Annotated in this window: 16 protein-coding genes; 5 read left to right on the top strand and 11 right to left on the bottom strand. The window is 50.7% G+C overall.

The window, feature by feature from the left end; genetic code table 11:
* Nucleotides 1–5: 5 nt before the first annotated feature.
* On the top strand, nucleotides 6–530 hold the full coding sequence (locus L3K52_11835; protein ID UOG90887.1) for a chalcone isomerase family protein: 525 nt from the start codon (nucleotides 6–8) through the stop codon (nucleotides 528–530).
* Here the strand turns inward: L3K52_11835 and L3K52_11830 are convergent.
* The 7 genes from L3K52_11830 to L3K52_11800 form a co-directional block, all read right to left on the bottom strand.
* Complete coding sequence (locus L3K52_11830; GenBank protein UOG90886.1) at nucleotides 525–1760, bottom strand: GIY-YIG nuclease family protein; 1236 nt, start codon at nucleotides 1758–1760, stop codon at nucleotides 525–527. The two genes, L3K52_11835 and L3K52_11830, sit on opposite strands and share 6 nt — an antisense overlap.
* Nucleotides 1757–4168 carry an ASCH domain-containing protein gene (locus L3K52_11825; GenBank protein UOG90885.1) on the bottom strand — a complete coding sequence of 804 codons (2412 nt, stop codon included), beginning with the start codon at nucleotides 4166–4168 and terminating at the stop codon, nucleotides 1757–1759. Before L3K52_11825 ends, L3K52_11830 begins: the two co-directional genes overlap by 4 nt.
* 82 nt (nucleotides 4169–4250) lie before the next feature.
* Nucleotides 4251–4466, bottom strand: coding sequence for a toxin-antitoxin system HicB family antitoxin (locus L3K52_11820; protein ID UOG90884.1), 216 nt, complete (start codon nucleotides 4464–4466; stop codon nucleotides 4251–4253).
* The gene (locus L3K52_11815; protein ID UOG90883.1) at nucleotides 4463–4885 is read right to left on the bottom strand and encodes a putative toxin-antitoxin system toxin component, PIN family; all 423 of its coding nucleotides are present in this window, start codon (nucleotides 4883–4885) and stop codon (nucleotides 4463–4465) included. Before L3K52_11815 ends, L3K52_11820 begins: the two co-directional genes overlap by 4 nt.
* 39 nt (nucleotides 4886–4924) lie before the next feature.
* Nucleotides 4925–7603 carry an N-6 DNA methylase gene (locus tag L3K52_11810; protein UOG90882.1) on the bottom strand — a complete coding sequence of 893 codons (2679 nt, stop codon included), beginning with the start codon at nucleotides 7601–7603 and terminating at the stop codon, nucleotides 4925–4927.
* A 1-nt stretch (nucleotide 7604) separates the two neighbouring features.
* Nucleotides 7605–8024, bottom strand: coding sequence for a nuclear transport factor 2 family protein (locus L3K52_11805; GenBank protein ID UOG90881.1), 420 nt, complete (start codon nucleotides 8022–8024; stop codon nucleotides 7605–7607).
* Nucleotides 8024–8767, bottom strand: coding sequence for an SDR family NAD(P)-dependent oxidoreductase (locus L3K52_11800; GenBank protein UOG90880.1), 744 nt, complete (start codon nucleotides 8765–8767; stop codon nucleotides 8024–8026). Before L3K52_11800 ends, L3K52_11805 begins: the two co-directional genes overlap by 1 nt.
* A 110-nt stretch (nucleotides 8768–8877) precedes the next feature.
* Between L3K52_11800 and L3K52_11795 the strand changes: the two genes are divergently transcribed.
* Entirely contained in the window at nucleotides 8878–9372 is a 495-nt protein-coding gene (locus tag L3K52_11795; protein ID UOG90879.1) for a hypothetical protein, read from the top strand.
* 3 nt (nucleotides 9373–9375) lie between these two features.
* On the opposite strand, the gene prmB is transcribed toward L3K52_11795, so the two are convergent.
* Nucleotides 9376–10293: a 50S ribosomal protein L3 N(5)-glutamine methyltransferase gene (gene prmB, locus L3K52_11790; protein ID UOG90878.1), complete on the bottom strand. Its 918-nt coding sequence runs from the start codon at nucleotides 10291–10293 to the stop codon at nucleotides 9376–9378.
* Nucleotides 10294–10418: 125 nt separating this feature from the next.
* On the opposite strand from prmB, the gene L3K52_11785 reads away from it, so the two are divergent.
* Nucleotides 10419–10937, top strand: coding sequence for a TIGR00645 family protein (locus L3K52_11785; protein ID UOG90877.1), 519 nt, complete (start codon nucleotides 10419–10421; stop codon nucleotides 10935–10937).
* Here L3K52_11785 and L3K52_11780 read toward each other — a convergent pair.
* Complete coding sequence (locus L3K52_11780) at nucleotides 10903–11658, bottom strand: 1-acyl-sn-glycerol-3-phosphate acyltransferase (protein UOG90876.1); 756 nt, start codon at nucleotides 11656–11658, stop codon at nucleotides 10903–10905. The genes L3K52_11785 and L3K52_11780 overlap by 35 nt on opposite strands.
* Nucleotides 11659–11836: 178 nt before the next feature.
* Here L3K52_11780 and L3K52_11775 point away from each other — a divergent pair, with 178 nt between their 5' ends.
* Nucleotides 11837–12922: a substrate-binding domain-containing protein gene (locus L3K52_11775; GenBank protein ID UOG90875.1), complete on the top strand. Its 1086-nt coding sequence runs from the start codon at nucleotides 11837–11839 to the stop codon at nucleotides 12920–12922.
* A 164-nt stretch (nucleotides 12923–13086) separates the two neighbouring features.
* Complete coding sequence (locus L3K52_11770; GenBank protein ID UOG90874.1) at nucleotides 13087–14646, top strand: YdiU family protein; 1560 nt, start codon at nucleotides 13087–13089, stop codon at nucleotides 14644–14646.
* On the opposite strand, the gene L3K52_11765 is transcribed toward L3K52_11770, so the two are convergent.
* A complete protein-coding gene (locus L3K52_11765; protein ID UOG90873.1) occupies nucleotides 14643–14912 on the bottom strand; it encodes a hypothetical protein in 270 nt (89 codons plus the stop codon). The two genes, L3K52_11770 and L3K52_11765, sit on opposite strands and share 4 nt — an antisense overlap.
* 141 nt (nucleotides 14913–15053) lie before the next feature.
* A complete protein-coding gene (locus L3K52_11760) occupies nucleotides 15054–15530 on the bottom strand; it encodes a rhodanese-like domain-containing protein (protein ID UOG90872.1) in 477 nt (158 codons plus the stop codon).
* Nucleotides 15531–15532 lie beyond the last annotated feature (2 nt).

Genomic DNA, 15532 nt, shown 5'->3' with positions numbered 1-15532 from the left:
GCGAGATGTTACGGAAAAGTTTATTGCTGGCATTGTGCTGTTTACCGCTGAGCGTGTGGGCAAACATTCCGGCGGGCTTACAGACCGCTGGTAAGGGCGAGGCGTTGTACATGGGTGTTATCAAAGTGTATGACGCGGAATTGTCAGTTAGCCCTGGTGCAACCCGCGCTAATGTGCTGGATGCGTCAGTGTCGCGCTGTTTAAAGCTGGACTATGCGGTGGAACTGACCGCCGATAAATTCACGCTTGCCGCCGAAACCGTGTTGAAACGCCAGCATGACGCGGCGACACTGGCAAAGATTCAGCCGCAACTTGACCAACTGCACGCGGCGTATGTGGATGTGAAACCGGGTGACATTTACCAAATGTGCTATGACACCAAAACACAAGCCACCAGCTTGCTATTGAATGGCAAGGCGGTGACACAGGTGAAATCGGCTGCGTTTGCGCAAGTGTATTTCGGTATTTGGTTAGGCGAAAAGCAGCCGATTGCGCAGGAATTGCGGGAACAGTTGCTTACCGGGCTATGAGCGACGCAACACTAAGCATTGCTCACTAGTATCATATTGGTAATGCACAATTTGTCCTGTGAGCAATGAACGAATCGCTTGATCAATCACCGTGAGTGGTACCACAAACCACTCGCGGGGACTATGCCGCTGCCCTGCCGCATCAAATATATCCAGACTCAAGCACGCCTCGGCAAACAGGGTGTGCAGGAGCCATTCCAGCTTCTGTGGGTTCAGGTCATAAGTCTGGTACTCCGCCACCACCTCGACCTCCGCCAGCAAATAGGTTGGCTCTTGCACTGCATTTTTCAGACGCTGTGCAAGCGCTTGACTGGAAAAACCAATTTTGTGCAGATAAGGCAATTCCAGAATAGCCGGGTTGCGACTCAAAGAGCGCAACACATAAATCACCCCAGTCTGTGTGCCGGTTTCACTGACTCCGGCAAAGCCCGCGCTAAAACGGGCGTGCGTTTCCGCTTCGGTATCGGTGACGATATAACCCATTTGATACAGCGCTTTCGCCAGGGAACGGTAGAGCATGTTCGATTCCGTAGCGTTTTCAAACACGCAATACGTGCGCCCGTCTTTGCGGTAACGCCTGCCATTCACCGTTTTTTCTGTTGAAGTGAAGTGGACGCTCACCATTTTGAGCAAAATGCCATCCAACACATAATAAGCGCCATCTACCAATTGCTCGCCCTTATCCGTGAAAGGCAACAGTTTGCGTTTCCCTGTGGCTAATTCGCGGTGTACCTGCTTAAACTCGGCTTCATACGCCGCAAACTCAGCCGGGTTACACGGCTTACGCTTGGCGACATACGCACTGCTGGCGCGGGGTATTACGCTGACATGCTGCAATTGCAAAATACTGTCCGCAACCGTTTCCTCGGCGGATGCGCCCCCTAATAAACCCAGCGGATCATCCAAAACATCCGCGACCGTTTCAATGGTGGTTATATTAGGAAGCGTAATCCCCGCCAACAAACCAAAACGGTCAACGCTTTGCAAGGAAAGCGCTTTTTCGGGGTCAGCACGTAAACTTTGCAAGCGGCTATAGAGTTTACGTTCTTGAATATCACGACTGGCGGCAGGCTCACGCCCATGTTGTGCAAAAAACGTATTGATTTCCTCAAACGCTGCCAACAAGCGTTCATCGGCAGAGACGCTATTGCTGGCTTTGGCGGTTACACTCAGCAACCCCAAGGGATCATTGTGCAGAATGGCTTGCATTTCCTTATCAAAGTCAATCATGCCGGATTCGCCTGTGCTGCTTGTTGGGCTTGTTGCTGGCGGCGTTTATTGCGCAAATACACCAAGGCTTCCGCCATGCGCTTTTCCAGCGGGTCAGAAGCGTTGATATGCGGTTCACGCCCGTGTTGCTGCATAAACGCGCCGATTTTATCCCGGTATAGAATCACCGCCTCGTCATCGGTCATCTGAATGCGCCCCGCATCAATGGTTTCCTGAATCACTTTGAGCAAGGAAGCCGTCACCGATTTGGATAACACTTCAAACGCTTTCTGGAACGGATTCACGCGGTCAATCAGATCAATGTGCAAATCTTCGATATTGACGAATTTGCCCGCCATGCGCACAAACTTCTTATCGCCGACATCCTTGATTTCACCGTTTTTGATAGCGGAATCCGCCACGACGTGCTGGCGCACTTCCTCGACCTGTTCATCGTTCAAATCGGGGTATTTGGTGCGAATAACCCGTGGAATCAGCACCTTGTTAATCACTTCTGGGTCAATAAACTCGCCTGGTAGCACTTTCAGCAAGGTACTGTCTTGCAAAATACTCGCCTTTAAATCGTTCAAGTCCGACGCGACAATCGCTTTTACCCGCATAGAGGTCGGCTCTTTGAAACCACGAATGTGGATAGTCCCCACTTCTGGGGTTTGCGTATCATCGGGGTGCTTGGTCTTGAATTTAAAATTAGGCGCAAGCACTTGCTCCATTAACAGCGAGGCGGTAATCGCTTTCAGCATATTATTGACGGACAGCTTCACCTCGCCGTCCGCCGCATCCGGCTGCGCAATCAGGTTGGTAAATTGCGCATGGGTTTTGTTCGGGCTATCGCGGGTAGCACGCCCAATAATTTGAATGATTTCGGTCAACGAGCCGCGATAACCCACCGTCAGTGCGTGTTCGCAAAAAGGCCAGTCGAAACCTTCTTTCGCCATCCCCAGCGCAATGATCAAATCCATATCATCGGGGCTATTGAGAGTGCGCAGGTAAGCGACGATCTTGTCACGGTCTTTGGGATTATCGTTCACCAAATCCGCCACTTTAATAACCTTGCCATCGGTTTTGCGGCGCACGAATAACACCCCCGTCGCGGAATCCTGCTTTTCCACCTCACCGATAGCATCAAGAATGTAATTGACCTCATCGTGCTTTTGCTTGGTCGACTCACCCGCATTGACATTGGGGATGTGCAAAATGGTTTTCTTATCAGTATCCAAAATCTGCGCAATCGCGCTCAGATAACGCCCCTGATAAAAATGGTAGCCAATCCCCAATGTTGTCAAATGGGTATAACCGTTCAATTGCTCGTAATAGTTATAGGTCACTTTGCTAAAGCGAGCTTCATCCTCCGCTTGCAGCACCGGCACGCTATCCCCACGGAAATACGAACCCGTCATGGCGATAATATGCGCGGTGGTATGACTCATCACCGAGCGCAACACTTCACCGAGACGGTTATCGACATCCGCCGATACGTGATGAAATTCATCAATCGCCAGCAGCACGCGGTTAAAACGGCTTTCTTCCACCGCATCAAAGGCAAAACGCAAAGTGGCGTGGGTACAAATCAAAATCGTCGCCGCCGCGTCATCCAAAAACTTGCCGAAAGCCTTGACCTTGCTGGGCTCACCACCGGGCGTACACAAGTTGTAAGCGTCATTCACTTCCCAATCCGCAAAGAACCCGTGGGCAGTCAAGCGGGTACTGGCAAACGAGGCACCGATGGAACGTTCCGGCACGGCGACAATCACCTTTTGTACGCCTTGATTGAACAGTTTATCCAGTGCCAGAAACATGAGAGCGCGGGATTTGCCAGAGGCTGGCGGGGCTTTCAGCAACAGGTATTGCGCGTCACGCGCCAGAAACGCCTTGGCTTGCATTTCACGCATTCCCATGCGGTCAAGCGCGATGCTATTGCCGGTTTGAGCGTAGGTGACGTTGACAAGATTGGTGGGGGCAACCACAGAAGAGGGCGTATGCAATACGCCCCTACGGGGAGATTCTGTAGGGGCGACCGGCGGTCGCCCTCTTCCAGCGTCGCCATCGTAATCCACCTCAAACGGTTTGACCTGACCTTTGACTGGGAAAGGTTCGATGGCACGCGCATCTGCCAAAATCCATGCCCAATCACCGGAATCTTCGCAATCTTGCGCGGTTTCACGGTCACAGCCTGCGGCTTTGCCGTGTTGTTTAGCATTAAACGGTACGCAATCCACCAACTTGACGTGCGCTATTGCCATGCCGGAGGGGTAAAGCGTGTCATCCCGCATCCGTTGCCCTGCCATGTTCTTGCTGGCACCAATCAGCAAATCGCCACGGTGGGCGTAGTGCCAACTGCGGATTTCCACAGTCTTGCTGCCGTCAGCAATTTGGCTGGCCCACGGTTGGCGTACCATCAAACATTTCATTGTTAAGCCCCTTTTGTCTGAACTGGGATTTTCCGGTAGAATCGTATTCGTCTTTCATGCTGTACCTCACTCGAACCCGTTTTCAACCCATCGCTTTGCGCAACAGTGCCAAACCGCGTTCGGTTTTGTCGCGCCCGCGTGCTGCACGTAGCCGAAAGCGTGTTTCTGCGTCAAAGTCAGCCAATAACAGCGTCGTCATTTCATTCAATAGCTGGTTGATGCTCATCCCACGCATTTCCGCCAGTGTTTTCAGGCGTTGATGGTTGTCATCGGGTAAACGTAAAGTAATTGCGCTCATGATTGCACCTCTTCAAAAAATTGTTCGGGTGAACAAATGCAGACTTCGGGGAATTTCAACTCCATCTGTTTGAAATCCCTAAGGTTGTAAGTCACTAGATAACGGGCATTTCCGGCAACAGCTAGTTCAATTAAGTGATTGTCGCCTTCATCTTTTAAGTTGGGTCGCCATGCGTAGTAAATCCGCACCCATTGGCAATGGGAGAGGAAGATGTCTAACAATTCCGCCCGTTCGTCATGGTTTAGACGCGCTTTGGAGAATAGGTGATCACGCCCTAGTACGTCTTCGTATTCTGCTAATAGCGCAGCCCCCATTAGTGGGGAGAAATCGCCTTGTAAACAACGACTAACCAGCTTATTGGCGTTGCCTTGACCGATACATGCGCCAAGGAAAATATTGGTGTCTAGGATAATATTCATGGGTTAAATGGTAGCACTGATGCCATCATTTTTCCACAATCATCCCCGCGCTTTCTCCTTGGCGATCATCGCCTCATACAACGTGAACAAATACTCCAGCCGTTCTTCGTCGTTGGTGAAGGGTTTGGCGCGGTAGCATTGCTCGATGGCGATGTCCATGTCGTGGTGGGCTTGGCGGAGGGCTGCGGGCATTTTGTCGGGGTCGTAGAGTTGCGCCATCGTCTTTTCGGGGTGTTTTTCGCGCTCATCCAAGACGCGGAAGACGTGATCTTCCAGCTTCTCTTTTTGCTTTGCCGAAATATCAGGAAACGGAAACGTGTTATAACAAAGCGACGACGAATACCGAATTCGTGTTTCTAAACGTCCAGCAACCGCTCGAACCCAAGTCATGTGCATCCGCGACGAAATCACCGCAAATATCCACGTCGGTGGGTCATAAATAACCTGTGCATCTGCAACAACGCACTGATTATCTAAAATGCCCATCGGAATGTAGGTTCTTAATTCAGATGAAACACGAGAAATCAATAAAAGCTCATTAGTTGCTTCTTTCATTTCACGAAACTGGTGCGATCTTTCTGCAAGTTTTCTAGTACCAGAGTCTTTGCTTTTTTCTCTAAATCTTCTGACATCTTCTATTCTTTTTTTAATTTCTGGAATATTTTCAACTGTATTTCTATCATTGTCATTCAACCACAAGCACCATCTAGTAGTTCCTCTTATGAATTCACTTGAACCATACAGCTTCTTAAAAAAATAAGAAAGCATTGGGTATTTTGATACCAAACCGTTTCTCTCTTCTACTGAAAAAATCAAATTTCCGTTATCAACAGGCATATTGCCTAGATCCATTTTCGGAAAACTAGAAATTGGCATTGTTCTTCTGGAAACAATTATATTACTACCAGAAGCAAGATAGGGATTGATATTTTTAACCACTTTGGCAGCGCCTAAAGTAAACAGTATTTTTGAATCATTTGATAAGTTTCGCATTCCAATGATTGCACACGTAACTCCAGCATTCCCTTTGGCATTATTCACCCACTTAAAAGAATTGTGCGCGAAATATATTTCTTTTTTTAATTTATACATTTCAGTCCATAACATGGCAACTTGATTGCCTTGACAAATAGAGTTTGTTGTTACGAATGCAAACTTTGATGGGATTTTTTCTATATATTTCGCTGATTTATAAAACCAACAGGCAATATAATCCAAGTCCTTATAATTCTTTACTTGATCGAATACATACGCCATATCTTCTTTGTGGCTTTTTTCCTGTACTTTTGAGCCGAGGTAGGGTGGGTTGCCGAGGATGTAGGTTTCGTGGGCGGGGTCTTTGGGGCAGACGGTTTCCCAGTTGAGGCGGGTGGCGTTGCCGCAGACGATGTTGCCGCCGCTTTGCAACGGTAGCGTAGGCTTGGCATCGCCAAACACTTCACGGAATGCCATGTTCATTTGATGCTCAGTCAACCACAGGGAGAGCTTGGCGGTTTCGTGCGCGAAATCGTCCAATTCAATCCCGTAGAATTGCGTCAACCGAATGCCGGATTTTGCCGTCTTCCACTTGGTATTCAACCCCTGCAATTCGCGGAAAATCGCAATCTCCAGCTTGCATAATTCCTTATACGCAATGATCAGGAAATTCCCCGACCCACACGCCGGATCAAAAATCCGCAAGTGATACAGCCGATCCAGCAATTTCACCAGCTTGCCCTCATTCCCCGCCGCCTTCCCCAACTCCTCCGCCAATTCATTCAAAAACAGCGGCTCGATCACCTTCATGATATTCACCACCGAGGTATAGTGCATCCCCAAATGGCTACGCTGCTCATCATGCACCACCGCCTGAATCATCGAACCGAAAATATCGGGATTAATCGCCTTCCAGTTCAACGCCCCACATTCCAAAATCAGCTTACGTGATTTAGCACTGAATTGCGGAACCGGATAATCCTTCTCAAACAAACCGCCATTCACATACGGAAACGCCTGCAAAAACGCCGGAAACTCGCCCCGTTCCCGCAACGCCAACACCCGAAACAATTTCTGCAAATAATTCGACAAATCGCTGCCATCGTCCGCCGTGTGCGACCCCACCGCATTGGTAAACTGGTTGTCGCTAAAAATGCCGGTATCTTCCGCGAAAAAGCAAAACAACAAGCGCGATAAAAACAGATTCAAGGCATGGCGATCAAAGGCCTTATTGTCGGCATGGATCAAATCATACAGCCGCCCCATGCGCTCCGCCGCTTTCACATCCGCCGGATTTTCGCTTTGGAATTGCTGTTTCTCCATCCCCGCCCAGGGCAAAAAGAAATCAAAATGCTTGGGCAAATCCACCAATTCAATATCCAGCGTATCCTGCGTTTTGGTATCCACCGCCACCAGATGCTGCATAGTGGTCACGATTAAGAAGCGGGGCGCATGGCGCGTAATCGCCGTATCTTGCTGGATAGCATCAATCAGCGCGTGCAAATCCAAATGGCGTTCATGGCTGAAATACACTTTCTTTTTCCATAACACATCAGTGCCACGTTTGGCGAGGTTGTAATCGCCCTTTTGCAAACGGGTGATGGACGCACGCGGCTGCTCATACGCCAGTAACAACTCATACAGAAACTGGTCAGGGTCAGGGTTTGTCACCAATTTGCGTAGATTCTGTTCCAGCGTGTCGATATTCATGCCATGCGTTGCCCGTGATGAAAGAACCGGCATATTACCCCGCCGTCAACTTCCCCCGCAACCAACGCATCCCCCACCCTAACACCGGCAACTTGCTGTAAATATGCTCCGCCGGATCCCAATAATCGACATGCTCGACCGCCAAGCCTTCAGCATTAAAGCGCACCACACTCGTACCCGGGATTTCCCAACGCTCACCTTTCAAGGTTTGAAAATGGTAATCCCAACGAATAAACAGCGTATCACCCGCCAACGCATGATCCACAATCATAAAGCGCGAATGCTGGGTGGTCGCAAACATGTGCGCAAAAATCCGCGTAATTGCCGCCAAGCCGCGCACATCGTTAAACGGGTCTTTGAACCGCGCATCCGCTGCAAAAATCCCCGCCAAACGCTCCAAGCTGTCTGCCTGCAAGGTCGTGAACGTGTGCAAATAACGCTTCACATGTTCCATTACGCCGCCCCCTTCGTCAGTTTGAAATACAACCCATACGGCAAGATACGCAACAGTTTCATCAAATACGCAAAGCGTTTCGGAAACACAATCTCGAAATTCTGGCGCGGCAAGTCACGCATAATCGCTTGCGCCGCGTCCTCTGCCTCCATCAAAAACGGCATTTTGAAGTCGTTTTTATCCGTCAGTGGCGAACGCACAAAACCGGGGTTGACCACCCGCAGCAACACACCCCGCGCTTTCAATTCCAGATGTAACGATTCCGCCAAGCTAATCACTGCCGCTTTGCTGGCACTGTAAGGCGCGGATTTTGGCAAACCGCGATACCCCGCAATACTCGCCGTCAGCAAGATTTGCCCACGCCCCCGCGCCAACATCAACGGCAAAATCGCATCCAAGCCATTGACCGTGCCCAAATAATTCACTTCACACAGCTTACGAAATAACGCTGGGTCGAAAGCGTCCAACGGCATCGGGGTGTAATCGCCCGCATTCAGTACGCACAAGTCAATCTCACCGAGTTCACGGGTAATCGCCGCCGCCGCCTCATGCAAACCGTGCGCATCGGTCACATCCAGCGGGTAAGGTGTCAGCAGAGCGTTGCGGGTTTGCATCGCCTGCAATGGCTCAATGCGGCGTGCACTGATCGCTACATTCCAACCCGCCTCCGCCAACGCAAACGCGAGCGCTTGCCCAATGCCGGAACTCGCGCCAACCAACCAAGCGACTGAAGGTGTTGCCATGCGTGCCATGCCTCTTAACATTGTGTGTACTTACCATTTTAGCGGGCAGGAACTGAAAGCCCTAATGCCCAGTCAAAGCTAAGTATAATCATGAGTGTAAGGAGTATTTTATGAGCGCGATGCGTTTTAGCGGTGTAGCAATGCTGGCTGGCAGTGTGTTGTTGAGTGCGTGTGTACCAAACGGAATGTATGTTGACCCGTTTAACCCGTGGGGTGTGCCCACTTACCCACCTGCAACACCGATGCCGGTCACTTACGTGGATGTTTACAAATACCAAGGGTCACGCCAATGCGAAGGCGGCGGCACACCATTAGCGGAAATGCAGCGTCAACTCCAAGCCGGTGGCGCGATTGTCACCAGCACCAGTTGCGGCACGGACGGGCGCATGTACTCCGCGCTCTGCGGCACAACTGATGGAAGAATCAATATCTTCACCATCAGCAGCAATTCGATGAATGCCGCCTTAGCGCAAGGGTTCACGCCACTTACAAACTTGCCGGAAGCGCAAAAAGCCAGTTGCTACAACGCCCCCGCCAGCACCGGCACTAGCACCACCTACCCGTATACCGGCGGCAGTAACAGCTCGTACTATTCCTACCAATAGCGTCTAAGCAACAGCTAATTCCCGTACTTGATCGGCGGTGAGCAGGAAGACTCCATCACCGCCGCGCTCAAACTCCAACCAATGAAATAACACATCGGGGTAAGCGGCTTGCAGCGCATACTGACTGTTCCCCACTTCCACCACCAAAATCCCATTCGGGGTAAGGTGATCGGCAGCATCGCGCAAAATACGCCGTGCGTGTTCCAAGCCATCCACACCAGACGCTAACGCCAGCTCTGCGGGTTCGTGTAAGAATTCCGGGGTCAAGGCTGCCATGTCTTCCGCATCCACATACGGCGGGTTACTCACAATAATGTCGTACTGCCGCCCTTGCAGGTTCTCGAATAAATCCGATTCAAACGCTTCAACCTGCCCCGCTAAATTGTGGCGTTCAATATTAATGTGCGCCACTTCCAACGCCCACGAAGAAATATCGCTCAAATCGACCCGCGCATGGGGGAAAGCATAGGCGCAAGCAATCCCAATGCAACCACTGCCAGTGCAAAGATCCAAAATCGTGTGGACTTGCGGTGGCTCAATCCAAGGCGCGAATTGCTTTTCAATGTACTCCGCAATCGGTGAACGCGGAATCAGCACATTTTCATCCACGTAAAACGGCAGCCCCAAAAACCAGCCTTCGTTGGTCAAGTAAGCCGCCGGTTTGCGCGTTTCTACCCGTTGTTGCACGATGTCAGCCACCGCTTGGCGTTCATGGCTGGTTAGGCGGCTGTCGAAATACAGATCGGGCGTATCCACCGGCAAATGCAGCGTATGCAATACCAAATACGCCGCCTCATCAAATGGCGACGCCATGCCGTGGGAAAAACTCAATTCCGCCTCAGCAAAACGGCTCGCGCCCCAACGAATATAATCCTTAATCGTCAACAATTCGGCGTGATTGAAATCCATAAGCTCCGTCATCGCATCAGTCCAAAGGGCTTCTATCATCCCGCATTTTGCAGAATGCCGCCACGCTTATTGCCACTGCCCACGACACCCCCTATGATTGCGCCCATTCTTAACCTAGCAATAAAGCAACAGTCACCATGAAATACATCGAAAGTTTTTTTGAACACTTCCTATTCACTAGTCGTTGGCTGCTTGCCCCCGTCTACTTAGCTTTAGTGGTTGCACTGGGCGTATTATTGGTTAAAGCGGCGAAAGTCTTATGGGTGCTGACCACTGGCGCTCTAACCGCCAGCGAAGACGACATTATCATTGGCGTTCTCTCACTGGTGGACATTTCCCTGATCATGAACTTACTGATCATTATGATTTTTAGCGGTTATGAAACCTTTGTCTCCAAAATGGAAGACCTGCACGGTCACGCGGACCGCCCCGACTGGATGGGGCATATTGGTTTCAGCGATTTAAAACTCAAACTCATCGGCTCTATCGTCGCCATTTCAGGGATTGATTTGCTCAAATCGTTTATGGCACTGGGTACACCCTACGCCCCCACCACCCAAGAATTGGCGTGGATGGTCGGCATACACGTGACTTTTGTGGTGTCTGGCGTGTTATATGCCCTCACCGATCGCTTAAGTCGCGGCAATTCGCATTAATCACTGCGCGAATCTGTTGCTCACAGGCTGCCGCCAGCGCCCTACGATCAGTGCCAGTGGTAGTAATCAAGGGCAAGAAATGGATTTCTACCTGAATATTCGTCTCTGCCAGCAACGCTTTCAGATTATCCCATAAGGATTGTTGACCGACATACGGTACGACCGGATGCGTCAAACCGTCCAACCCCGGATAACGCACGACAATGGGTTGCACCGCAGCATTCACGTCAAACGCTGGCGCAAATAAACGCGCATGGAAAGTACCCACGTTATCGCCGGTAGTCGTGGTGCCCTCTGGGAATAACAACACCGAATTTCCAGCCTGCAAAGCCTGCAAAATGGTCGTGGCCGCTTGTGCGGCTGCTCCCGCTTTACCCCGCGTAATGAACAAAGTGCCAGACTTTGCCGCCAACCAACCGATGACCGGCCATTGCCGCACTTCCTGTTTGGACAAAAAACGGGCGTTAGTAACCCCGCCCAACAGGGGAATATCCAACCACGAAATATGATTAGCCACCATTAATACCGCCTGTTCAGCAGGCTTGCCGACCACTTTAGCCGTTACCCCAACAATCCGCCCCGCCTTACCTAGCCACCAGCTTACCAAGCGTGGATAAAAAGCAGGGTGCCAAATTCCAGCAAACAATACCGTGATGAGCACTCCCACCAACACATGCGTCGCCAAGCGAATCAACCGTCTTATTCTGCGCAGTCGCTTCATTTTATTTCCCTAATTTCAGATTATTGGAGGTTATTGGGTTACATTCTTTAGCGAAAGAGCATAACCGTATTTTTTTGTGTTTGTCACAAAGCCGTCATATTCAGCGCCTATAGTTTATAGCAGTTCAACACTGACACTGATTGAAACTGACTGATTTAAAACATTGGAGACATTACAAATGAAGAAACTTACTCTGGCGATCGCTGCTGCCTTGGCGCTCTCTGCTACTGCTGTACAAGCGCGTGACAACATCGAAATCGTGGGTTCTTCCACTGTTTACCCTTTCTCTACAAGTGTTGCGGAAACGTTTGCTAAGAAAACTGGCAATCCAGCACCAAAAGTTGAATCCACTGGTACAGGTGGTGGTTTCAAACTGTTTTGTTCTGGCGCTGGCGTCGACACCCCTGACATCACTAACGCGTCACGCCGCATGAAGAAAAGCGAGCTGGACGATTGCGCTAAAAATGGCGTTGATAAAGTCACTGAAGTACAAGTTGGCTTCGACGGCATCGCGATTGCTAACGCAAAAAGCGCGGCTGATTATGACCTGAGCCTGAAAGACATGTTCATGGCGTTGGCAAAAACCGTACCGAACGACAAAGGCGAAATGGTTGCCAACCCTTACAAAACATGGAAAGAAGTCAACCCAGCCCTGCCTGATGCAAAAATTGAAGTATTAGGCCCGCCGCCAACTTCCGGCACACGTGACGCTTTCTCTGAAATGGTCATGGAAGGCGGCTGTAAAGGCGTTGAAGCACTGGACAAGATCCATGACGAATACAAAAAGCTGAAAGAAGACGGCAAAGCTGACGAATCCAAAGCGAAAGAAAAAGAGCACAAAGCGGCTTGTACAACCATGCGTGAAGATGGCATTTACATCGAAGCCGGTGAAAATGACAACCTGATCGTACAGAAACTGGGCGCTAACCCGAATGCAGTAGGCATTTTTGGTTTCAGCTTCTTGGAACAAAACAACGACAAAGTGAAAGGCTCCAAAGTTGGTGGTATTGCCCCAACGTTTGAAAGCATTTCTGACGGCAGCTACCCTGTGTCACGCCCATTGTTCATGTACGTGAAAAACGCGCACGTTGATCAAGTGAAAGGCATCAAAGAATTCGTTGCTGAATTCACTAGCGAAGACGCGTGGGGCAATGATGGTTATTTAGCTGACAAAGGCTTGATCCCAATGCCTGATGCCATGCGCAAAGAAGTCGCTGCCAGCGCAGTAGAAATGAAGCCGTTGGCTGCTGATGCATTGAAATAATAATATCCTCCGCCGAAGATAATATTTCTAACAACGGATTTGAAGGGAGTGCCTCGGCACTCCTTTTTTTATGGAAAAAAGCAATCCACCCCACGTATTACGGCTTCTCGACACGCCCCTCGTCATCTGCTTTGCTTGTAAGCATTCCACCAACAGGATTTCCCATGCACTCCTTAAATTTCGACAACCGTTTCGTGCGCGAACTCCCCGGCGACACCGATAAAATCAAAATGCCGCGCCAAGTGTACGATGCACTGTGGTCAAGCGTGCAACCCACGCCGGTAGCCAATCCGCAATTGCTGGCTTATTCACCCGAAGTAGCCGCACTGCTGGGTTGGACAGATGCCGACATCCAACACCCCGATTTTGCCAAAATCTTCGGCGGCAACCAACTCATGGCAGGAATGCAGCCCTACGCCGCTTGCTACGGCGGACACCAATTCGGCGGCTGGGCAGGGCAATTAGGCGATGGACGCGCCATGAGCCTCGGCGAAACCATTAACAGCGCGGGCGAACGCTGGGAATTGCAACTCAAAGGCGCGGGCCCCACCCCCTATTCCCGCCGCGCTGACGGACGCGCAGTATTACGTTCCTCGGTGCGCGAATTCCTGTGCAGCGAAGCCATGCACCACCTTGGCATTCCCACCACGCGCGCCCTCAGCCTCGTCGCCACGGGTGACGGCGTAATGCGGGACATGTTTTACGATGGCAATCCGCAGGTCGAACCCGGTGCCATCGTCTGCCGCGTCGCCCCCTCATTTATCCGCTTTGGCAATTTTGAACTGCCCGCCTCACGCGGCGACATCGGCTTGCTAGAACAATTGGTGGATTTCACCATCGCTCGCGATTACCCCGAACTGCACGGCGATACGCAAGCAAAACGTGGGCAATGGTTCTTGGAAATCTGCCGCCGCACGGCGGTAATGATTGCGCACTGGATGCGCGTAGGCTTCGTGCATGGCGTGATGAACACCGACAATATGTCGATTCTCGGCCTGACCATCGACTACGGCCCTTACGGTTGGCTGGAAGATTATGACCCGATGTGGACACCCAACACCACCGACGCGCAAGGCAAACGTTACAGCTACGGGCAACAACCCTACATCGGTCACTGGAATCTGGCGCGTTTAAAAGATGCGCTAAAACCCGTGATTGCCGATGCCAGCGCGTTGGATGCCGGTTCGCAAGTGTACGCCGACACCTACAGTGAAACCTTCGGCGCAATGCTGGCGGCTAAATTCGGTATCAAGGAATTGTCGGATGAAGATGCGCCGTGGATCAATGGCGCGTTTGAGCTGCTGCATAAGGCCGAAGTGGACATGACGCTGTTCTTCCGCAATCTTGCATTATTGGATGTGCAGCAGCCCACGCTTGCACCGCTTTACCCAGCGTTTTACCGCGACGATTTATTGCAGCAATATCATGCAGAATGGGAGCAGTGGTTGCAGCAATACTGCCAGCGTTTGCAGCGTGATTGTCTGCCTGACGCGGAACGCCGCCAGCGCATGAATGCCGTGAATCCACGGTTTGTGCTGCGCAATTACCTCGCACAACAAGCCATCGACCAAGCCACGGCTGGCGATAGCAGCATGATCACAGAATTGTTAGACGTGTTGCGTCACCCGTATGCCGAGCAAGCGCAATATGCAAAGTTTGCCGAGAAACGCCCTGAATGGGCACGGCACAAGGCGGGCTGTTCGATGCTGTCTTGCAGCTCTTAATTCAACGGTGGCTGGCGCAGCGGCAAGGCGCAGAAAGTGGTACATTGCTTATTATTGCCGATATTAATTTCCACTTCCTGCTGCCCCTTGGGTTCAGGAGGCTTGGTTTCTACCCGAATGCTAGTCGTTGCGGGCGCAAATGCAGGTGCCGGGCTTTCGGCATCTGTCTGCTGTTTAAACGGATTAACCATCAGTGTGGAACAAGCGGATAGCGATAAGCTACCCAACAACACTGCCACACACGCCAAAATTCTTGGGCTTTTCATTTATTAGTCTCCTTGCTGTGTCCACTAATAGGACTATATTTTACACAACAACCTAAGTGTAGCAGTAAAGAGACAAAAAGCCTGTTGATTTTATTGATATGTTGCGAATTTCATACAAAAAATACATTCCAAATACGCGTTTTAAGCCTTTGGTTGCATTTGTTCTGGGCGCGTGGGCGGATTCAACTCGGCTTCTGCCCAGTCGACATCCACTTGCTCACCGGCTTTATTGAACAAAGGCAACTCGTAATCATTCCAGCCGCGCACCCCCGTTTTCATGGAATACACGTGTTGATAACCCAATAACTGCAATGTCAATGCCGCCAATGCAGTGCGATTTCCCGAACGGCACACCAACACGACTGGCTTGTCGCGTGCCATGGCTAACGCTGGAATGGTATCGGAATAACCCCAATCACAAGATGCTTCTAAAATGCCGCGTGGCACGTGCAAGGAATCTTTAATGTGCGCCGCCTCGTATTCATCTGGCTCACGAATATCGACAAGCAGCAAATCGGAAGTACTGGCTTGCATCGCTTCCACATCCCACGGCATCAATTCTTGAATACGGGGCAAAGCATCGGCAACTAATGCCGCAAAAGTTTGGGTGTTCTTCATGG

The organism is Candidatus Thiothrix sulfatifontis (genome assembly GCA_022828425.1).
In the GTDB taxonomy this organism is placed as follows: Bacteria; Pseudomonadota; Gammaproteobacteria; order Thiotrichales; family Thiotrichaceae; genus Thiothrix; species Thiothrix sulfatifontis.
This window is presented reverse-complemented; position numbering and strand designations above follow the sequence as displayed.